Annotated in this window: 16 protein-coding genes; 8 read left to right on the top strand and 8 right to left on the bottom strand. The window is 60.1% G+C overall.

All coding sequences use genetic code 11. The features are described 5' to 3' along the window. Positions 1-61: 61 nt before the first annotated feature. Positions 62-3,223, bottom strand: a complete 3,162-nt coding sequence (locus ACR0C3_RS13280; protein WP_480758868.1) for a valine--tRNA ligase — start codon at positions 3,221-3,223, stop codon at positions 62-64. A 590-nt stretch (positions 3,224-3,813) separates the two neighbouring features. On the opposite strand from ACR0C3_RS13280, the gene ACR0C3_RS13275 reads away from it, so the two are divergent. Then, positions 3,814-4,890 carry a DUF2235 domain-containing protein gene (locus ACR0C3_RS13275; RefSeq protein ID WP_480758866.1) on the top strand — a complete coding sequence of 359 codons (1,077 nt, stop codon included), beginning with the start codon at positions 3,814-3,816 and terminating at the stop codon, positions 4,888-4,890. A gap of 298 nt (positions 4,891-5,188) precedes the next feature. Further along, positions 5,189-5,695: a hypothetical protein gene (locus ACR0C3_RS13270; protein ID WP_480758865.1), complete on the top strand. Its 507-nt coding sequence runs from the start codon at positions 5,189-5,191 to the stop codon at positions 5,693-5,695. 288 nt (positions 5,696-5,983) lie between these two features. Here the strand turns inward: ACR0C3_RS13270 and ACR0C3_RS13265 are convergent, their stop codons facing one another. Further along, positions 5,984-6,559 (bottom strand): GcrA family cell cycle regulator, encoded by a 576-nt coding sequence (locus ACR0C3_RS13265; protein ID WP_170719371.1) that lies wholly within the window; start codon positions 6,557-6,559, stop codon positions 5,984-5,986. A 125-nt stretch (positions 6,560-6,684) separates the two neighbouring features. Here ACR0C3_RS13265 and ACR0C3_RS13260 point away from each other — a divergent pair, with 125 nt between their 5' ends. Continuing rightward, on the top strand, positions 6,685-7,488 hold the full coding sequence (locus ACR0C3_RS13260; protein WP_480758864.1) for an ABC transporter permease: 804 nt from the start codon (positions 6,685-6,687) through the stop codon (positions 7,486-7,488). On the opposite strand, the gene ACR0C3_RS13255 is transcribed toward ACR0C3_RS13260, so the two are convergent. Further along, entirely contained in the window at positions 7,470-8,360 is an 891-nt protein-coding gene (locus tag ACR0C3_RS13255) for a DMT family transporter (RefSeq protein ID WP_480758863.1), read from the bottom strand. The genes ACR0C3_RS13260 and ACR0C3_RS13255 overlap by 19 nt on opposite strands. Before the next feature lie 302 nt (positions 8,361-8,662). On the opposite strand from ACR0C3_RS13255, the gene ACR0C3_RS13250 reads away from it, so the two are divergent. Both ACR0C3_RS13250 and argF read left to right on the top strand, forming a co-directional pair. Beyond that, complete coding sequence (locus ACR0C3_RS13250; protein ID WP_170659990.1) at positions 8,663-9,850, top strand: aspartate aminotransferase family protein; 1,188 nt, start codon at positions 8,663-8,665, stop codon at positions 9,848-9,850. A 68-nt stretch (positions 9,851-9,918) separates the two neighbouring features. Then, a complete protein-coding gene (gene argF / locus ACR0C3_RS13245; RefSeq protein WP_170471881.1) occupies positions 9,919-10,845 on the top strand; it encodes an ornithine carbamoyltransferase in 927 nt (308 codons plus the stop codon). Here the strand turns inward: argF and ACR0C3_RS13240 are convergent. Together ACR0C3_RS13240 and ACR0C3_RS13235 are read right to left on the bottom strand one after the other, a co-directional pair. Next, positions 10,842-11,438: a ferric reductase-like transmembrane domain-containing protein gene (locus tag ACR0C3_RS13240; protein ID WP_480759073.1), complete on the bottom strand. Its 597-nt coding sequence runs from the start codon at positions 11,436-11,438 to the stop codon at positions 10,842-10,844. The genes argF and ACR0C3_RS13240 overlap by 4 nt on opposite strands. Before the next feature lie 8 nt (positions 11,439-11,446). Beyond that, entirely contained in the window at positions 11,447-11,926 is a 480-nt protein-coding gene (locus ACR0C3_RS13235; protein ID WP_480758862.1) for a twin-arginine translocation pathway signal, read from the bottom strand. A gap of 283 nt (positions 11,927-12,209) precedes the next feature. On the opposite strand from ACR0C3_RS13235, the gene ACR0C3_RS13230 reads away from it, so the two are divergent. Beyond that, positions 12,210-13,172 (top strand): pirin family protein, encoded by a 963-nt coding sequence (locus tag ACR0C3_RS13230; protein ID WP_480758860.1) that lies wholly within the window; start codon positions 12,210-12,212, stop codon positions 13,170-13,172. Positions 13,173-13,246: 74 nt separating this feature from the next. After that, positions 13,247-14,221, top strand: a complete 975-nt coding sequence (locus ACR0C3_RS13225; protein WP_480758859.1) for a 2-dehydropantoate 2-reductase — start codon at positions 13,247-13,249, stop codon at positions 14,219-14,221. Between the two features lie 62 nt (positions 14,222-14,283). On the opposite strand, the gene ACR0C3_RS13220 is transcribed toward ACR0C3_RS13225, so the two are convergent. The 3 genes from ACR0C3_RS13220 to hrpB form a co-directional block, all read right to left on the bottom strand. After that, entirely contained in the window at positions 14,284-15,762 is a 1,479-nt protein-coding gene (locus ACR0C3_RS13220; RefSeq protein WP_480758858.1) for an inorganic phosphate transporter, read from the bottom strand. A gap of 81 nt (positions 15,763-15,843) precedes the next feature. Next, positions 15,844-16,302 carry an NUDIX hydrolase gene (locus tag ACR0C3_RS13215; RefSeq protein ID WP_170471870.1) on the bottom strand — a complete coding sequence of 153 codons (459 nt, stop codon included), beginning with the start codon at positions 16,300-16,302 and terminating at the stop codon, positions 15,844-15,846. 163 nt (positions 16,303-16,465) lie between these two features. Next, positions 16,466-18,916 (bottom strand): ATP-dependent helicase HrpB, encoded by a 2,451-nt coding sequence (gene hrpB, locus ACR0C3_RS13210; protein WP_480758857.1) that lies wholly within the window; start codon positions 18,914-18,916, stop codon positions 16,466-16,468. A gap of 120 nt (positions 18,917-19,036) precedes the next feature. Between hrpB and meaB the strand changes: the two genes are divergently transcribed. Further along, a complete protein-coding gene (meaB, locus tag ACR0C3_RS13205; protein ID WP_480758855.1) occupies positions 19,037-20,008 on the top strand; it encodes a methylmalonyl Co-A mutase-associated GTPase MeaB in 972 nt (323 codons plus the stop codon). The last annotated feature ends 83 nt before the right edge of the window (positions 20,009-20,091 follow it).

The following is a 20,091-nucleotide window of genomic DNA, read 5'->3' as shown; positions in this document are numbered from 1 at the left end:
AAACCTCACCACCGGTTCGGGTGATGAGGTCGGGATTTCCGTATTTGGAACGAGAAGAAGATCAGGCGAGTTCGGCCAGACGAGCGAGGGCTTCGTTCAGCTTGGCCTCTTCTTCTTCGCGCGCAGCGAGGTTTGCTTTGGCTTCTTCAACCACCTCCTCCGGGGCCGAGGCCACGAATTTGGGGTTGTTCAGACGTCCTCGTAGACCGCCGAGTTCTTTCGCCAGTTTGCCCTTGGCTTTCTCTAACCGTTCCTTTTCGGCGCCGATGTCGATGATATCCGCCAGAGGCAGACCGAAGCTCGCGCCCGGAGCAGCAATCGAAATCGTGCCTTTTGGCAACTCGTCGGCCTTGGTCAGGCTATCAATCCGCGCCAAGCGCTTGATCAGCGCTTCGTTGCGGTCCCATGCGGCTTGGCCGTGGTCGTCAATCTCGGTCACCAGCATCGGCACATAGAGGCCAGCAGGAACCCGCATCTGCGCACGGGCCGAGCGGGTGTTTTCGATCACCGAGATCACCCAGTTCATCTCGCGATCCGCGTCGGTGTCGATCAAGTCAGCAGCGGCGTAGGTCGGCCAGTCGGCGTGGACAACCATCTTGTCGCGGGTGCCGGTCAGCGCCCAAAGCTCCTCGGTGATGAAGGGCATGATCGGGTGCAGCAGGACCATGCACTGATCTAGAACCCAGCGCATGGTGGCGCGGGTCTCGGCCTGGGCCTCGGTGTCGTCGCCTTGCAGCAGTGGTTTTGACAGCTCCACATACCAATCGCAGACTTTGCCCCAGACAAAGGCATAAAGCCCATTCGCGGCATCGTTGAAACGATAGCTTTCTAGCGCAGCGTCGACCTCTTCCCGCACGCGGGCAGTTTCACCGATGATCCAGCGGTTCACGGCCGCCTTGGGCTTCAGGTCGGCCACGTCCAGTTGTGGGACGGCGTCGGTGAAGACCTCGTTCATCTCGGCAAAGCGGACGGCGTTCCACAGTTTTGTGCCGAAGTTCCGGTAACCGGTGATGCGCTCGCGGGACAGTTTCAGCACACCACCAATCGCCGCCATCGAGGCGTTGGTAAAGCGCAGCGCGTCGGCGCCGAATTCGTCCACGATTTCCAGCGGGTCAATGACGTTGCCGGTGGTCTTGGACATCTTCTTGCCCTTCTCGTCACGGACGAGCTGGTGCAGGTAGACGGTGCGGAACGGGATCTGATCGACCACGGCCAGTTGCATCATCATCATCCGGGCGACCCAGAAGAACAGGATGTCGAAACCGGTAACCAGAACGTCCGTCGGGAAATAGCGTTCCAGTTCCTCGGTCTGTTCGGGCCAGCCTAGCGTACCGATGGGCCAGAGGCCGGAGGAGAACCATGTGTCGAGCACATCCGGGTCGCGCCAAACCGGATAGACCAGCTTGGTCGGGTCTTGATCGACCGCGTATTGAGCAAGGCTTTCAGCGAACTGATGGATCGCTTCCTGCTTGTCGGCGACTTCGACAACCGTCGCATGGCTCAGCGGGCTGGGGATGTTTGCGTTGTCATCGAGGAATTTCTCGGTGACAGCTTCAAGGCTCGCAGCGCATTCCATGACATTGCCACGATGCAACATGCCGCCTTCGTTCAGCAAACGGCCCAATTCGACCAGATCAAGGTCGCCGTCGTTTTCGTCGTCCTTGAAGTTCTCAGCCGAGAGATCGAGGCCATACCAAACCGGAATCTGATGGCCCCACCACAGCTGGCGCGAAATGCACCAGGGCTCGATGTTTTCCAGCCAATGGTAGTAGGTTTTCTCGCCCGACTCGGGGATGATCTTGACCGTGCCGTCCTTTACCGCATCCAGCGCGGGGCCGACGACTTTTGCGGCATCAACGAACCATTGGTCGGTGAACATCGGCTCGATGACCACTTTTGAGCGGTCGCCAAACGGCTGCATGATTGGTTTGCTCTCAACCAGCGGGACCAGCTTGTCCGCGCCCTCATGATCGGGCTTCAGAGCGGTTGAACCCAGACGCGGATCATCCGCACGGGTCATAACGGCCAGACCGTCCGCAGTGATTTCTTCGACAACCTTCGCGCGCGCGTCGAACCGGTCGAGGCCGCGCAGGTGGTCGGGGATCAGGTTGATCGCGTCGATTTCGTTTTCGGTGAACTCACGGCCACGCGCGTATTCCTGCGCCTTGTCCGCTTCTTCCGCGTAGGGCGCACCATCTGACCGCATCGCGCCTTTGGTGTCCATCAGGCGGTACATCGGGATGCCACCGCGCTTGGCGACCATGTTGTCGTTGAAGTCATGCGCGCCGGTAATCTTCACCGCGCCCGAGCCAAAATCGGGATCAGGGTAGTCATCGGTGATGATCGGAATCTGACGGCGATGCTCTTTCGGACCAACCGGGATTTCGCAAAGCTTGCCGACGATGGGCGCATAGCGCTCATCCGAGGGATGAACCGCGACCGCGCCGTCGCCCAGCATGGTCTCAGGTCGGGTCGTGGCGATCGAGATATAGTCGCGCTCTTCCTCAAGCACGATATTCCCGTCCTCGTCTTTCTCGACATAGGTGTAGGTCTCGCCCCCGGCCAGCGGGTATTTGAAGTGCCACATGTGGCCCGCGACTTCGATATTCTCGACTTCGAGGTCCGAGATCGCAGTTTCGAAATGAGGGTCCCAGTTGACCAGACGCTTACCGCGATAGATCAGGCCCTTTTCGTACATGTCGACGAAAACCTTGATCACGGCATCGTGGAAATTGGCCGAGTTCTCATGCCCTGTGCGAGGATCGCCTGCCGCCCCGGCCATAGTAAAGGCGTTGCGCGACCAGTCGCAGGAGGAGCCGAGGCGCTTCAGTTGCTCGATGATCGTGCCACCGTATTCGCCTTTCCACTCCCAAACTTTCTCAAGGAATTTCTCGCGACCCAGTTCGCGCCGACCCGGCTGCTGCGTGGCGGCAAGCATCTTTTCAACCTGCATCTGCGTGGCGATGCCCGCGTGGTCCTGGCCGGGCTGCCAGAGCGTGTCGAAGCCGCGCATCCGGTGCCAACGGATCAGGATGTCTTGAAGCGTGTTGTTGAACGCGTGACCCACGTGCAAAGCACCCGTCACGTTGGGCGGCGGGATCATGATGGTAAAGCTCTCGTCACGCGATTTGTTCGCGCCTGCCTTGAAGGCTCCGGCCTGTTCCCAGGCCTCGTAGATGCGGGCCTCGGCCTCGGCCGCGTTGAATGTCTTTTCCATCGCCATGGGGTGCGTCCTGCGTCATCAATCTTGGGTTAGTGCGTGCAATAGCGAAAGGATGGCAAAAGGGGAAGGCTTTGCGCTCAAATCCACAAGGGCATTCGATCCGCCGGGACCGTGAACCAGGCCACAGACGGCCAGTGGGTTGTTCAGCTACACTTGTAGCGTGCAGTCACGAGACGGTGCGACCCGATAAGATGCGGCTTCACTGCTCGTTTCGTGATCTGTCGTCAGACGGTTTCGGGAATTTTGCAATGCGTTTGAGCTTTCGTAATATACTCAGACATATGGTGGCTGTAACGATGAGGTCACGCATGCCGCACGCCTTAGTCATGATGATGCCCAAATGCCCGCTTAGGCTTGCAGCTATGCTTCAACGTCTCACGGTTTCGTTGGATCTCTTGTCCGGCATGCGGATGATACCCATCCTTGAGTATACCTCGCCTCTACCGGCGCGCGGGCAAGTGATGGGCCGGCAGTCGAACGGAGGCGGGATATGGGCGCATGGGCCTCAGTTGCCGATGCACCGTGAAGGCCAGGGCGGCGCAATGCTGAGACGCGCGCGCACCCTCGAAGAGTACAGGAGTGGCTGAGATATGATTCTGTCACGGTTAAGCAGAAAGGTACTTGGATGGCTCGGGCGGCCCTTACGCTCTGAGCATTCCGCCGAAGCGCTGCACCGTGAGCCGATAAGCCATGTTGTCATTCTGGACGGAACAATGTCGACGCTGGAACCCGGCTTTGAGACCCATGCCGGGCAGACGTTTCGCCTGTGTCAGGAAATGGGGACTCAGGTTTCCGTGTTTTATGAGGCTGGCGTGCAGTGGGAAAGCTGGAAGTCTTCGCTCGATGTGATGATGGGGCGGGGGATCAATCGGCAGATCCGTCGGGCCTATGGCTATCTGGCCTCGCGCTACAAACCCGGAGACCGGATTTACTTTATAGGGTATTCCCGTGGGGCCTACGGTGTTCGCAGCCTTGCGGGTGTGATCGACATGATCGGCTTGTTGAAGGCGGAACACGCGACCGAGCGGAACATCAAGCAGGCCTACCGCCACTATGAATGCAACCCGAGTGGCACGGCGGCCCGCGATTTCCGCCGCAAATTTTGCCATGAGGATGTGGCGATTGAGATGGTCGGGGTGTGGGACACGGTCAAAGCGCTGGGTCTGCGCCTGCCGCTGCTTTGGCGTTGGGCCGAGGAAAAGCACGCGTTCCACAATCATCAACTGGGCCGGGCGATCCGCCACGGATATCACGCGATGGCCCTGAACGAGACCCGCGAGGTTTATGAGCCTGTCTTGTGGAAATGCACGCCCGAGTTCAAAGGCCACGTCGAACAGGTTTGGTTTCGGGGCACCCATGGCGATGTGGGTGGTCAGTTGAACGGCTATGAAGAAGCACGCGCCCTCAGCAACATCTCTCTCATCTGGATGCTGGACAAGGCCGAGCGGCATGGGCTGCCGCTGCCGGAGGGATGGCGCGCTCGTTTTCCGACCAATGCTCAGGGGGCGTCGGTTGGAACGTGGCGCGGGTGGGGCAAGATTTTTCTTCTGCGCAAAAGACGGATAGTGGGCAAGGACCAGTCCGAACACCTCCACGCCTCGGTCGCGCCCGAGGATGTGCCTGGGTGGCAACCTGAACCAGACCTACCATCCCATCCGGCGCAGTAAAATGCCGATCATGTGCCCGCGGCTCCAAGATCACTGACACTTCAATTTCAGGTTCGAACCCTTTCTAGCTAATGCAACAATGCACGAAGGTTCGGTGTTCGACTCGGAAAGTAGACATGATGACACTAACCTTGGTTTGCCCAAGGTTTGTAGCACAAGACTTTCCGACCGTTTTGACGATAAACATCACTTCGTCGTTTAGGTTGGACGCGGATGGCAGGGAATAGAGAAGCTGTCGTTACCCTACGCTACAAATATGGTACGAAGGTAGACAGACAAGAGTTATGGAGCAAGCAAGGTGTTTGCAGGATCGATCGTGGGTTTCGTCTTTTCGATCTGCGCATTTTGTGAAATCGGGTACGGCCATCTTGTGGCGGAAGTTGAAAGAACACAGTCAACGTCGTTTCCAGATGACGTCATAATTTCTCAATTCTCTACTTCGAACGGCTACAAGCCCCAGGTGCCCAATTTATCCGGGAAATGGTATGCGACCCTTCGATGTAGTTTTGGGTCTGGTCGTTATATCTACTATTTTGAGCAAACTCGAAACGGCAGGCTTTCCGGTAAATCACAGGGTGTGAGCTTTGGCGTCAAAGACATAACGGGTTTTTTGGTAACCGGAAGCTTTTCCGCCACAAGTTTCGAGTTTTTTGAGCAAGTCAGCGAAGGTTATTTCATTGAGGTGTCAGGTTCGACCCGGTTGGCGGGAGGGTACATTTTCGCCACCTACAAGAACACGAGGACTGACAATGAATGTAGTTTGCGAATGAAGAAGATGAGAGATCAAAGACTCGTAGAACACTGATGCATGCCTACAATAGCTGTGTAATTCTGGCTGCGATCAGCCGACCTCTGCACGCTGGGCCTGTTAAATCAAGGCAACCATTTACACCGCCGCAACGAACAGCAACTTCGTCTGCGCATCCGACGCCCCGATCTAAAACACCCTTGCAGATAGCTGCGAGGGTGTTTTTCGCGTAAACGCCTGATACGCATAGCGTTTTTGACTTCGCAACACTTCTGATAAGAGGCTCGGAGAACCGCCGCACCTTTCCTACACTCCAGAATAAAAATACGGTTCTGGCGTTCCCAATCACCGCCGACGGTCGCGGCGCGAGCTCATGGGTTGGAAGGCCACACCGACATGCGCCTCGCAGTAGGGCTTGCCCGCTTCAACCGGCAGGCCGCAGAACCAGAAATCCTCGGTCGCGGGGTCGCCGACGGGCCATTTGCAGGTCTTTTCGGTCAGCTCCATCAGCGTCAGCTTTTTGGCTTTCTTCTCAACCTCGTTGACCTTGGCCAGCGCCTCGGGGCTGATCTCATTCGCCGAAGGCTGCGGCGGCAGAGGTTGACCCGCCGGGATAATCTGACGACGGGCGGGAACCGCGGGCTTCGTCTCCGCTGCCGGGGCAGGGGCCGGACGCGCGGGTTCGGTCTTGGGGGCGGGCTTTGGTTTCGCCTCGGCCTTGGGCGCGGGTGCCGGTTTTTCTTTTGGCTCAGCCTTGGCGGGCGTTGCTCCGGTAGCGCGGTTGGACAGGCCCAGACGGTGGACCTTGCCGATTACCGCGTTGCGGGTCACGCCGCCCAGTTCCTTGGCGATCTGGCTGGCCGACTGGCCCTCGCCCCACATTTTCTTCAGCAGTTCTACGCGCTCGTCAGTCCAGGACATCGGTTGCCTTTCAAAAGCGGAAAGCGGCCCCGGATTCGGGCCGCCTTGGGAATTCGTCTCAGCGCCCTATTCTAGTCACTGCGAGCCGAGTTACAAGCGGTCTTCGAATCAGTTAAGAGGCTCTCATGCAGAATCTTATGGATCAGGACGCGCGCCGGTTTAGCGCGGTCAATTGGATGGGCCTCTACACGCTGGCCAAACGCGAAACCCTGCGCTTTATGGCGGTGTGGACCCAGACCCTGCTGGCCCCGCTGGTGACGGCTGGATTGTTCTTGCTGATCTTCACCATTGCCATCGGCCCGAGCCGGCCTGACGTGATGGGTGTGCCGTTCCTGATTTTTCTGGCGCCCGGTATCATGATGATGACGGTGATCCAGAATGCCTTTGCCAATACCTCGTCCTCGATGGTGATTTCGAAAGTGCAGGGGAACATTGTGGATACGCTGATGCCACCGCTTTCCCCACTGGAGATCCTGCTGGGTTATCTTGCAGGCGGCATTGCGCGCGGCTTTCTGATCGCTTGTGTCGTGGCCCTCGCGTTTCTGGTGTTTCTGTCGATTGCGCCGCAGAACCTGTTTATCACCTTAATATTTGTCATTCTGGGCGGGGCCTTCATGGGCGCGCTGGGCCTGTTTGCCGGGATTTTTGCCAATAAATTCGACCAGATGGCGGCGATCACCAACTTTATCGTCACGCCTTTGGCCTTCCTGTCGGGTACCTTCTACTCGGTCGAGGCGCTGCCTCCGATGCTGAACAAACTTAGCCATCTGAACCCGGTTTTCTATCTGATTGACGGTCTGCGCTATGGGATGATCGGAGTGTCCGACAGCTCTCCGTGGCTGGGAATGGCAGTTTGCACCGGGGCGACGCTGTTCGTCGGTGCCGTGACCTGGCAGATGTTGCGCACAGGCTACCGGCTCAAGGCCTGACGGTGAATAGTTTCGCGCCAGACCAGAATCAACGCGCCTGTCAGGATGATGGATGAGCCGATGATGCTGATCCGATCCGGGATCACGTTAAAGATCACAAAGTCGTAGAACGCCGCGAAGATCAATGTGGCATAGCTGATGGGCGCAACGAACGAGGCATCGGCGCGGGCCATTCCGTTGACGAAACAGGCCTGCGCGCAGGCCATCACCCCCCCGATTCCGGCCAAAGCTGCCCATTGTGCAGGGGTCGGCGCCTGCCATACTGTAATCACCGCGACCGAGGCGATGGATAGACCCAATCCGTTGTTCACCAACAGAATCTGGATCGGAATCTCGCGGCCTGAGAGTTTTTTGATGAAAATCAGCTCCATCCCGATCACCGCGGCCGCCGTCAGCGCCAACAGGGCGGCCGGTTGAAAACTGGCCGGCGTCGGGCGCAAGAGAATCAGTGCCCCGGTCAAAGCCACCGCTGCGGCCAGCCAACGCCAAGGGCCGACACCTTCTTTTAGCAGCGGGATGGCCAGAACCATCGCAAAAACCGGGTTCAGGAAGGAAATCGCCGTGGCGTCCGTGATCGGGATATAAGCGACGGATGCAAACATTAGCGTGATCCCCAGCCATCCGAAACTTGTACGGCCGATATGCAGCCCCCAATGAGGGCGCCTCAGCGCCGGGCGCAGAACAGCTGTGGCGGTCACGATCACCACAAAAGCAAACAGAAACCGCCCGTGGCTGATCTGCATCGGATGCAACGCAGGGCCAAGCGTGTCTGTCCCCAACGCTTTGGCCAGCAATGTTGTCCCTGCCAGCAAGGCGCTGGCGGCAAAGATCAACAGGGCCGCAAGGGGCGGATTCTGAGGTGTAGGCGTCATGGCCAAGCGGTGCGCCACAGGAATTGAAATAGCAAGCGTGAAATGGCGGCTTCTCATCTCATTATGAAAATTCAGGGCTTTCCAATTATTGGTCTTCCCAGACAGATCGAACCTCGCTATACGAGCCGCCATGATCAAAACCGCACATATCCTGCGCCTCCGACGCCGACGCCTGACCGCGTAACCGGCCCGTTTGATCTATTTGCGCTGTCCAAATCCGCGCATTCTCCACCAAATCAGTTGACGACCATGGCCCCGGTGTATCACTCACAGGGCTTAAGCTATCTTAAAAGGATGATCCGATGATCCCGTCCGTTCTGCCGACCTATAACCGTGCGCCTCTGACTTTCGTGAAGGGCGAAGGCGCCTGGCTGACCGAGGCGGATGGCCGACGTTTTCTGGACCTCGGAGCGGGCATCGCGGTGAACGCGCTGGGCCACGCGCATCCGGCGCTTGTGAACGCGCTGACCGAGCAGGCGCATGCGCTGTGGCATGTCTCGAACCTCTACCACATTCCGCAGCAGCAGGCGCTGGCCGACAAGCTGGTGGAACATACTTTTGCCGACACGGTGTTCTTTACCAACTCGGGCACCGAGTCATGCGAACTGGCCGTGAAAATGGCCCGCAAGTATTTCTATGACAAAGGCCAGCCCGAGAAGGTCGAGATCATCACCTTCGATGGCTCGTTCCACGGCCGGTCTTCGGCTGGTATCGCCGCCGCCGGGTCCGAGAAGATGACCAAAGGCTTCGGCCCCTTGCTGCCGGGCTTCGTGCATCTGACGTTCGGAGATCTCGATGGCGTCACAAACGCGATTTCCGAAAAAACAGCGGCAATCATGATCGAGCCGGTTCAAGGCGAAGGCGGCATCCGCCCCGTTCCCGACGCCGAACTCAAAGCACTGCGTCAGATCTGTGACGAAAACGGCCTTCTGCTGATCCTCGATGAAGTCCAGTGTGGCGTGGGCCGGACCGGTAAGCTCTTTGCCCACGAATGGGCGGGTATCACGCCCGATATCATGATGGTCGCCAAAGGCATCGGCGGAGGCTTCCCTCTGGGCGCGGTGCTGGCCACGGAAGAGGCCGCCAGCGGCATGACCGCAGGCACCCATGGCTCGACCTACGGGGGGAACCCGCTGGGCTGCGCCGTTGGCTGCGCCGTGATCGACCAAGTTGCCACGCCCGCCTTCCTCGAAGGTGTCAACCGTAAGGCTGGCTTACTGCGCCAGAAACTCGAAGGCCTAGTCGCCGATCACCCCGAGGTTTTCGAAGAGGTGCGCGGCGCCGGCCTAATGCTGGGCCTGAAGTGCAAAGCGACCAATATCGACGTCGTCAACGCGGGCTACGATAACGAGGTCATCACGGTTCCCGCTGCCGACAACGTCATTCGCCTGCTGCCGCCACTGACCCTGACCGAAGACGATATCGCCCAGGCGATGATCCGCCTCGACAAGGCCGCGACGCAAATCGAAGCCAACCTCGACACCGTCTGATCCTTCTTCTGTTCACAAATACCTCGGGGGCAGCGCCCCCGACCGTTGATAGCCAAAAGCGAAACGATATGAACCATTTCCTTGATATCCACAAAACCGGCGCAGCCGACCTGCGCAACATGATTGATCAAGCGGGCGCGATGAAACAGGCCCGCCTTGGACGGCCAAAAGCCGCGCTGGATGATGAACAGCCGCTCAAAGACCACATGGTCGCGTTGATCTTCGAAAAACCCTCAACCCGGACGCGCGTGTCCTTTGACGTCGGTGTGCGCCAGATGGGCGGTCAGACCATGGTTCTGTCCGGCAAGGACATGCAGTTGGGGCATGGCGAAACCATCGCCGACACGGCCCGTGTTCTGTCACGCTATGTGGACATGATCATGATCCGCACCTTTGACGAGACCGTTTTGACCGAGATGGCCGAATACTCGGACGTACCTGTGATCAACGGCCTGACCGACCGCACGCATCCCTGCCAGATCATGGCCGATATCCTGACCTACGAAGAACACCGCGGCCCGATTGCGGGTAAAAAGGTGGTCTGGACCGGTGACGGCAACAACGTTTGCGCCTCGTTCCTTCACGCGGCAGGGCAGTTCGGCTTTGACCTGACGTTCACCGGCCCGGCACAGTTTGACCCCGAGGAAGAGTTCATGGGTTTTGCCCGTCAGAAGGGCTCGCAAATCGTCGTTGAACGTGATCCTTACAAGGCCGTTGAGGGCGCAGATCTGGTGGTTGCCGACACCTGGGTCTCGATGCATGACAGCCAATCCGCGAAAGAGCGTCGCCACAACATGCTGCGCCCCTATCAGGTCAATACTGAGCTGATGTCCCATGCCAAGCCGGACGCGCTGTTCATGCACTGCCTGCCCGCCCACCGCGAGGAAGAGGCGACCTCCGAGGTGATGGACGGCCCGAACTCAGTTATCTTTGATGAGGCCGAGAACCGCCTTCACGCCCAGAAAGCAGTGATGCGGTGGTGTCTGGGCGTCTAAGCCCGCCTCCTCACGTCCCAAACACGCAGTTTGGCGAGCGCCCGCCCGCTCGCCAATAGCACCAACACGCAGAGGGCGGTCTTGGTCGTGATCTCCATCGTGCCCTCGATCAGCATAGCGTGCACAACGCTTCCGACGATTGTCACAGAAGCCAGCGTAGTATGCGTTAGCCGCCAGACGCGAAACCGCAAGGTCAGACGTTGACGGTAGATACCCAGAAGCGCCGCGAAAAAAGCCGCCCACATCGCGATCACTCCCCAAGCGGAAAACGGGGTCGCCGAGACGAAGAGCAACGCATCCACCACATCTGGAGGGCTGGTAATCCAAAGGCCGCCAACATGGATGATGATTGCCACGAACAACGCAATCCCAACCCACCTATGCGCGCGACGGCTGGTCATCGGGGCAAGCCCTGGCAAAATTCTGGCCGCCAGTAATGGTTGCAACAATAGTAACCCAAGGCTCAGGACCCCGGCAAACCCTGCTAGGATGTAGATGGGGTCACGCCAAGCCAGATATGGGCTGGTCGCAGCCGCGATCAATGGAGCAAACAACGCCGCCCCAATCCCCAGCCAAATCAGAGCGTTGCGGATCACGTGGTTCAGGCAGGTTGCAGCACGAAATGTGCGGCCAGAGTTTTATCTTTCGCGCTAGACATCACGGGCCGCAGGAACACCGTCTGGAACTCACCGCTGTCATAGGCCAGATGCCCATGCGGTTGCCCGAAGGCAGGCACGATCTGCGGCATCTCCAGCCGAAACTCGCCATTGGCGTCGGTCAAGGTCGCTCCGTGACTGTGAGGATCGCGCTCGTGCCCTTCGGTCGTGTGCGCCCAGATCTGGATGCGTTGACCGGGCAGGGGCGCTCCGTCTCCGGCGCGTCGCACGGAGCCTGTCATCCAGAACCCTCCGCCACCGATCCTGTCGACGATCGGCGCGCCGGGGCGATAGTTGTTGGACCCGCCGCGCATCGAAGGGGTCGCAGCAAGCCCGCTGGCATGCGCTCCCCCGGATAAACCCGTCGCGAGGGTGCCAATGCCGGCGACTAGAAGAGACCGGCGGGTTATTTGAAGGCGCGTCATGGAAACTCTCCTGTCATGTGGCCCACATTCTACCCCGACCTGACAGGCGGGGCTCGCCTATCCCAAAATATAGCACGCTTGATTGGAAAACCGAGCGCGCGCCGTCCAAGCGTGGACGATTTAATGTTCACGGCTATGTGAGGGTACATGGCCCACCGTGCTTCAACGAACCAGACGCCGCACCAAGTATGTGCATGGTTGCGCGATACATGTCGTGAACTCTGCGCTACAGTGCATTCAGGAACGTTAGAAAGTGAGCCCGTCCGACCAAAGGAGATCAGGCATGAGCTGGAACCCGACTCACACCCCCGACTGCGTCACTGAAAACCCGGCGCTTGAGACGTTGATCATCCCGCGTGCCCGCGATCTGGGCGGGTTCGAAGTGCGCCGGGCGCTGCCATCGGTCGAACGCCAACTGGTCGGGCCGTTCATCTTCTTCGATCAGATGGGTCCAGCCGAGTTCATCACCGAAGGCGGCATCGACGTCCGCCCGCATCCTCATATCGGGCTGGGGACGGTGACCTATCTGTATCAGGGCGAGTTCGAACATCGGGACAGTCTGGGCACCCACCAAATGATCTACCCCGGTGAGGTCAACTGGATGGTCGCCGGTCGCGGCGTGACCCACTCTGAACGCACAAGTGCTGAGACGCGCGCCCGCGAAAACAAGCTATTCGGGATCCAGACCTGGATCGCCTTGCCCGAAGCGCATGAGGATATGGCACCGGATTTTGAGCATCACAAACAAGGCGCGCTGCCCCATATTCAGGACAAAGGCGTCAGCGCCCGCCTGATCCTCGGCTCGGCCTATGGTGAGACAAGCCCGGTCACCATGCTGTCCGAGACCTTCTATGTGGATGTCCAACTGGACCCTGGTGCCTCGTTCCCGCTGCCGGACGATCATGAGGATCGGGGCGTCTATGTCACCGAAGGCTCGGTCGAGATTGCGGGCGACAAATTCGAGGCAGGGCGCATGATGGTTTTCCGTCCGGGCGACAAGCTCTCGGTCACGGCCGGGCCGATGGGCGCGCGGCTTATGTTGCTCGGCGGCGCGACCCTCAACGAAGAGCGCTATATCTGGTGGAATTTCGTATCCTCGTCGAAGGAAAAGATCGAACACGCAACACGCGAATGGAAGAACGCGGACTGGGCGAACGGAGCTTTCCACCTACCCCCCGGCGATGATAAGGAGTTCATTCCAATCTCGCCGGAACTGGAGCGCACCAAACCCAGACTGGCCCGCTGAACGCCACGTTACCCCGCTCTGGGCTTGCCCCGACACGCCAACCCGGTGATCCTTCCGGCAACGGAGGGATCGCCATGAAGATCGTCATTGCAGGTGCGGGCAGTATCGGTTGCTATTGCGGTGCGTTGCTGGCTGATGCCGGGCACACGGTCACTATGTTCGGCCGCTCCCGCGTCGTGGACCCGATCCGAGAGAAGGGGCTGACGGTCACCGATTTCTCGGGACTCAACCGCACGGTTCCGGCCGCATCTCTGATGCTCAGCACAGATCCTGACTGTCTGGCCGAAGCCGATCTGATCATCGTCACTGTGAAATCTGGCGCGACCGAAGACATGGCGGCGCTGATCGCTTCGCACGCTTCGCAGTCGGCTCTGGTCTTTTCGTGGCAAAACGGGATGGAGAACGCCCGAACTCTGCGCTCCAACTTGCCCGACCACGATGTCCGCGCGGGGATGGTGCCTTTCAACGTGGTTCCAACCGGCCCGGCTACCTATCATCGCGCCACGTCCGGAGATATCGTCATCCAGGCGGGCGCTGGATCCTTGGCCGAACAGCTGACCAGCGCTCAGTTTCCAATCACCGAGAGCGACCAGATCGAGGCCGTTCAATGGGGCAAGCTTGTCATCAACCTCAACAACGCGCTGAATGCACTATCGGGCCTCACTCTGGTTGAACAATTGACGGACCGCAATTGGCGTCGCCTTATGGCCGATCAGATGGCCGAGGCGCTTTCAGTTCTGAAAGCCGCCGGTCATCCGGTCGCCTCGACCACACCACTACCCGCTTGGATGACGCCGCATATCCTGCGCATGCCGACACCTTTGTTCAAGCGCATCGCCTCTAAAATGCTGACCATCGACCCCAGCGCGCGAACTTCGATGGCCTATGATCTCAGCGCAGGTCGCCCTACGGAAATCGAGAGTCTGCAAGGCGAGATCATCCGTCTTGGCCAGTCCCTGAACAAACCAACCCCGATAAACAGCCGGGTTGCCGAATTGATCCGCGCAACCCCCACAGAACCCATGCGGCCTGCCCAGATCAGACCCTAATCCGCTCTTCATCTGGCTAAAAATATCCCGGAGCGCGAGGCAGAGCCTCGCGAGTCCCCAGCCTACCCAAACGCGGTCAGCATCCAGAATATCACTGCGGACAACACAGCCGCTGCCGGAACGGTCACCACCCAAGCGGCCACGATCGTCATGAAATGCGACCGGCGAACCAGCTTGCGCCGCTGATGCTCTTCCCGCGCCAGGCGCTGCTCGGGAGGGCGTTGGCGGTTGGAATTTGCCCAGCGTCGGTCGGAATGCCATTCGCGGTAGAAACCCACGCCAAAAACGGCGCCCACTGTGATGTGCGTCGAGCTGACTGGCAGCCCCAACCAACTGGCCAGGATCACGGTGATCGCGGCAGACAGCGCGACGCAAAAGGCGCGCATCGGGTTCAACTTGGTGATCTGACTGCCCACCATTCTGATCAGTTTCGGCCCGAAAAGGAACAGACCGAAAGAAATCCCAAAGGCTCCGATCACCATGACCCATGTGGGAATGGTGACTTTGGCGGCAAAATCTCCGAACTCGGCTGCGTGCACAATAGCGGCCAGAGGGCCGACCGCATTCGCCACATCATTGGCTCCATGCGCAAAGCTGAGGAAGGTCGCTGAAATCACCAGAGGCAACCCGAACAGGGTTTTCAGCGACCGCGCGCGGTTCTCCAGCCCTTGCGAGCGACGGCGCACCCAAGGCACCGTCACGGCCCATGCCAGCAGGCCGGCGGCCAAACCGATTAGAACAGCTGTGTTCAGATCAATCGCGACGATCTTCTTCAGTCCCTTCACCGCCAGATAGGTGGCGAACGCACCGGCCATCAGCCCCACGAGGATGGGCACCCAGCGCTGGGCGGCTGCAATCTTGTCGTCCTGATACTGGATTTTGGCCTTGATAAGCGCCAGAAACACAGCTGCAATCACGCCTCCCAGAACCGGCGAGATCACCCAGCTGGCCGCGATCGCCCCCATGGTGCCCCAACTGACCGCACTCAGCCCTGCCGCGGCAACGCCAGCACCCATGACTCCGCCCACGACGGAATGCGTGGTCGAAACAGGCGCGCCCAGCCAGGTCGCAAGGTTGACCCACATGGCCGAGGAGATCAGCGCCGCCATCATCGCCCAGATGAACACATTGCTGTTCTGGACCGAGGCCGGATCAATGATCCCCTTGGAGATGGTTGAGACCACATCACCGCCCGCCAGCAAAGCGCCTGCGCTTTCGGCAATGGCCGCGATGGCAATCGCGCCGCCCATAGTCAGGGCATTTGCACCCACGGCCGGGCCCATGTTGTTGGCCACGTCATTGGCACCGATATTGATTGCCATATAAGCCCCGAACGCCGCCGCTGCGACGACGATCACGCCGCCATCCGCCTGTCCGAACAGAACCGCCGCCGTCAACCCGGCCATTGCCATGAAGGCCAGAGCGATGCCCGGCGCCAGCAAGGGGCGGGCGACATGCGCATTTGCCGTCTCGACCCGCGAGATGCGATGCAGGTCGCTGTCCAGCGCCTTCCAGCGCGGTTTGGAGTTCGTGTTCGACATGGGTGTGATAAGGTCCAAAAAGATTGACGCCGGTCCCTACAGGTTTCACGACCTTAGGGCAACCATGACGCCACTTGACCTTTAAAGATGCCTTAGCAGGGCCTTGAGTTCAGGCTCATCCACACGTTCAGCTGCAATCTTCGGCGTCACCCAGCTCCGCTGCCGCTGATCAACTTCGGGAAAGTCGTCCAACAGTTTCGTCACGCGCAGATGGTAGACGCTGGTCAACACCGCCTCGACCGAGCCGTCTTTGAGAACCTTGTCATAGGTGAAGTGACCCACCGGCTCTTTTTTGGCTTTGGCCTCGCGCACGCCGGCCTCTTCCCAGGCCTCTTGCAGGGCAGTTCCGGCACCGTCCAGTCCGTCGATCGGCCAGCCTTTGGGAATGATCCAGCGCCCGGTATCGCGGCTGGTCACCAAAAGAACCTCGTGGCCTGATTTGGTCTGACGCGTACAGAGGGCGGCCACCTGCACGCGCTTAGGTCGCTGTATCATAGGTCGTCCGACCTCATCCCAGATTCTCTGCAACTGCGCTTTCATTCTTCTGCCGCTCGGAAAACATTTTACCTCAATGCATGTTCAGATAGTCGTCGGAATAGATGAATGCAACGTAACCCCGAAAAAACGGCTTTTCTTAGGGGTTTGGCGGCAATTTTGTCGCAATTTGGGGGTAATTAGACAAAATCAGGCGCTTGCTGATGCCTCAGCCGGGCCTTCGTTTGGCTCGCAACGTCGGATCGGCCTGAGTTGGGTCTTCGGGCCAGGGGTGTTTGGGGTATTGCGCGCGCATGTCCTTGCGCACATCCGCGTAAGAGCCAGCCCAGAACCCTGGCAGGTCGCGGGTGATCTGGATCGGGCGTTGTGCGGGAGACAGCAGGGTGATCTTCAGTGGCGTACCTCCGACCACCGGATGGCGCGTGACACCGAACAGCTCTTGCAGGCGCACCGAGATTTCAGGCGCATCGCCGCCGTAGTCGATGGAGACTTTGCGGCCCAGTGGGGTAACGAAGAATCCCGGCGCGCGGCGGTCCAGCTCTTGCGTCTGCGCCCAGTCCAGACGGGCCCGCAGCGCGGGCAGTAGGTCAAAGCGCTTCCAGTCCTCTGCGCTGCGCGCGCCCGAGAGCATGGGCAGCAGCCAATCTTCCACCGTGTCGATCAGCCCTTGGTCCGAGAAGTCGGGCAGGTCGACCCCATCGGCACGCACCAGTTCGACCCGCGCGGCCAGCCGGGCAGCTGCACCTTCCAGCCCCAGCCCCAGATCGCAAACCCCGTCCAACATGGCACGGGCGATCGCGTCGTCGGGGACGTCTTTCCAGATCTGGTCCTCTAGCGTGATAGCGCCGAGGCGTTCTTGCCGCCTTGCAATGACCCTTCGGTCGCGTTTTGACCAGACGCAGGTGGTCTTCCATCCGATCTGATCTGCGAACATGGCGCGAATTTCACTTTCGCTGATCTGCACGGCCATGCGCGCCTTCGCCTCGCGCGGATTGCCGTCCGTATCTATGACCACCAAATAGGGCGCGCCTGACAGCGTATCGCCACTGTCCAGCACAACACCCTTACCGCCGGACAGCACATAGCGCGGTGCCTCGCCCTTGCGCCTTTGGCCAATGCGGTCGGGATAGGCCAGCGCGGCCAGGTAGGCGGGGCTGAGGTTTTCAGCCACAGATCCGGCCTGCGCTCGTAGCCGTTTGGCCTCGGCCTTGACCCGGTCCAACACGCCCATATTGACCTGCCAGACCCGGTTGCGCTGAAACGCGCGGGCGCCGCGCAGTGCCTCGAGCCGCAAGGACAAGTCGACCGGAGCGCCCTTCAGCGGGTCACGTTCCGCCATCAGTGCGGCCAGAGGGGCTGCCTGCGCCCCTGCCGTAACCAGCATATGACCCAAGCGGGGATGTAGGGGCAGGGCAGCCAGCGCTCGCCCATGATCCGTGATCCGCCCCTTGTCATCCAGAGCGCCCAGTAGAGTCAGCAGCGCCTGCGCCTCAGCCAGAGCGCCGTCGGGCGGAGCCGTCAGAAATGCCAGCTCTCCGGCTTCGGCCCCCCAGAGCGCCAGCTCTAGCGAAAGCCCGGTCAGATCGGCGGCCTCGATCTCGGCAGGCGGGTAGGCGGCCAATGCGCCCTCTTCGCCTTTCGACCACAGCCGATAGCACAGCCCGTCTGAAACCCGACCCGCCCGACCGGCGCGCTGGGTTGCTTCGGCGCGCGTGACTCGTTCCGTCACCAGCCGCGACATGCCCGAGCCAGGATCGAACCGCGCCCGCCGTGCCTGTCCCATATCGACCACGACGCGGATATCGGGAATCGTCAGCGAGGTTTCGGCAATCGAGGTTGCCAGCACCACCTTCCGCCCGCTCTCAACCGGCGCAATGGCCGCGCGCTGGGCGGCAAAGGGCATGGCCCCAAAGAGCGGACGCACAACGCAATCCTGTGGCAGTCGCCCGGACAGTGCGCTTTCTGCGCGGCGGATCTCACCCTCGCCCGGGAGGAACACGAGGATACCGCCACCGATGGCGCGGCTGTCCCGCTCGGCCTTTACGACGAGATCAATCAATGCATCCAACCGCCGGGCCTGCGCACCCAGTGGTTTCTCCAACCATCGCGTTTCAACCGGATAGCTGCGGCCTTCCGAGGTCACCAGCGGCGCCTCCATCAACCTCCCAACAGGGTCTGCATCCAGCGTTGCAGACATGGCCAATAGGATCAGATCATCGCGCAGGGCTCCGTTCACCTCAAGACACAGGGCCAGCCCCAGATCGGCGTTCAGAGAGCGTTCGTGGAACTCGTCGAAAATCACCGCACCGATGCCGGGCAGGTCGGGCTCGGATTGCAACATGCGGGTCAGGATGCCTTCGGTGACCACCTCGACCCGGGTGGACTTGGACACTTTCGCATCGCCCCGGACACGGTAGCCGACCGTTTGCCCGGCGCGTTCGCCCAGCGTCTCGGCCATTCGTTCGGCAGCGGCGCGGGCGGCCAACCGCCGGGGTTCGAGCATTACGATCCGACCGGCGCTTAGTCCGGCCTCTAGCATCGCCAGAGGCACCCGCGTCGTCTTGCCCGCACCCGGTGGGGCCTGCAGCACGGCGCGGCCATGGGTTCTCAGGGCGTCCAGCAAGTCCGGAAGGGCGTCATCTATTGGCAAACGGCTCATGCGACCTTATCGCCAAAGCGGGACCCGACGTCCAGAAGCAGCGCAGTTAATCCCGCAGGGCCTCTGGACAAACCCCGCGCTGCACATTCATCTAGGGCGAATTCTAGAGGGACCGGACGGATGGACATAGCTGACTTGGGCGACAGGATATTGCAGGGTGAGCGTCGGGCTTTGGCGCGTGCGATTACCTTGGTCGAAAGCCAGCGGGAAGATCACCGGGCGCAAGCGACTGAGTTGCTGTCCCATCTGGCGCAATCCGGGCGGCAATCCCTGCGGATCGGCCTGTCCGGCACGCCGGGAGTCGGCAAGTCCACCTTCATCGAAAGCTTTGGTATGATGCTGATCGGGCAGGGGCTGCGTGTTGCAGTTCTGGCTGTTGATCCAAGCTCGGCCCGCTCGGGTGGGTCCATTCTGGGCGACAAAACCCGGATGGAGAGTCTGAGCCGCGAGAAAAATGCCTTTATCCGGCCATCTCCCAGCCAGAGCCACCTTGGCGGCGTCGCCCGCCGCACTCGCGAGGCCATCGTCCTGTGCGAGGCAGCTGGCTACGATGTCGTTTTGATCGAAACAGTGGGCGTCGGCCAGTCCGAAACCGTGGTCTCGGAGCTGTCGGACCTGTTCCTGCTGCTGCTGGCCCCGGCAGGCGGGGATGAGTTGCAAGGCGTGAAGCGCGGTATCATGGAGATGGCCGACATCATCCTGATCAATAAGGCCGACGGAGACCTGAAAGCGACCGCGACCCGCACTTGCGCCGACTACGCCGGTGCCCTACGCCTGTTGCGAAAGCGGCCTCAGGACCCCGAAGGTTTCCCGAAGGCCATGCCGGTGTCAGCGGTTGAGGAACATGGGCTGGACAAGGCATGGGCGGAAATTCAGAGTCTGACCGATTGGCGGCGCGAGGCGGGTCATTGGCAATCCAACCGCGCCGCACAAGCCCGCTATTGGTTCGATCAGGAAGTGCGGCATTCGCTGCTTGCACGCCTCGAAACGGCCCAAGCCAAGGCGCAGATGGCGCAGCTTGATGCCGAGGTATCCCAAGGTCGCCTCAGCCCTGCCGCCGCGGCCGAGAAAATGCTGGCGAGCCTGGTCTAAAGGTGCTTTCACCTTTTCCAAAATACGCGTGCCACAGGCACGGCTCGGCGGGCCGTTCCGTTGCAAGAGGTTTGGGAAAAGAA

The sequence above is a fragment of the Ruegeria sp. CK3 genome (assembly GCF_056536565.1).
This window is presented reverse-complemented; position numbering and strand designations above follow the sequence as displayed.

Bases quoted from the DNA above. Each gene is read 5' to 3' on its own strand.
- ACR0C3_RS13260 (WP_480758864.1), top strand. From the start codon at position 6,685: ATGCAGAATCTTATGGATCAGGACGCGCGCCGGTTTAGCGCGGTCAAT.
- ACR0C3_RS13230 (WP_480758860.1), top strand. From the start codon at position 12,210: ATGAGCTGGAACCCGACTCACACCCCCGACTGCGTCACTGAAAACCCG.
- ACR0C3_RS13280 (WP_480758868.1), bottom strand. From the start codon at position 3,223: ATGGCGATGGAAAAGACATTCAACGCGGCCGAGGCCGAGGCCCGCATC.
- ACR0C3_RS13275 (WP_480758866.1), top strand. From the start codon at position 3,814: ATGATTCTGTCACGGTTAAGCAGAAAGGTACTTGGATGGCTCGGGCGG.
- ACR0C3_RS13220 (WP_480758858.1), bottom strand. From the start codon at position 15,762: ATGTCGAACACGAACTCCAAACCGCGCTGGAAGGCGCTGGACAGCGAC.
- ACR0C3_RS13255 (WP_480758863.1), bottom strand. From the start codon at position 8,360: ATGACGCCTACACCTCAGAATCCGCCCCTTGCGGCCCTGTTGATCTTT.
- ACR0C3_RS13265 (WP_170719371.1), bottom strand. From the start codon at position 6,559: ATGTCCTGGACTGACGAGCGCGTAGAACTGCTGAAGAAAATGTGGGGC.
- meaB (WP_480758855.1), top strand. From the start codon at position 19,037: ATGGACATAGCTGACTTGGGCGACAGGATATTGCAGGGTGAGCGTCGG.
- ACR0C3_RS13235 (WP_480758862.1), bottom strand. From the start codon at position 11,926: ATGACGCGCCTTCAAATAACCCGCCGGTCTCTTCTAGTCGCCGGCATT.
- ACR0C3_RS13225 (WP_480758859.1), top strand. From the start codon at position 13,247: ATGAAGATCGTCATTGCAGGTGCGGGCAGTATCGGTTGCTATTGCGGT.
- hrpB (WP_480758857.1), bottom strand. From the start codon at position 18,916: ATGAGCCGTTTGCCAATAGATGACGCCCTTCCGGACTTGCTGGACGCC.
- argF (WP_170471881.1), top strand. From the start codon at position 9,919: ATGAACCATTTCCTTGATATCCACAAAACCGGCGCAGCCGACCTGCGC.
- ACR0C3_RS13250 (WP_170659990.1), top strand. From the start codon at position 8,663: ATGATCCCGTCCGTTCTGCCGACCTATAACCGTGCGCCTCTGACTTTC.
- ACR0C3_RS13215 (WP_170471870.1), bottom strand. From the start codon at position 16,302: ATGAAAGCGCAGTTGCAGAGAATCTGGGATGAGGTCGGACGACCTATG.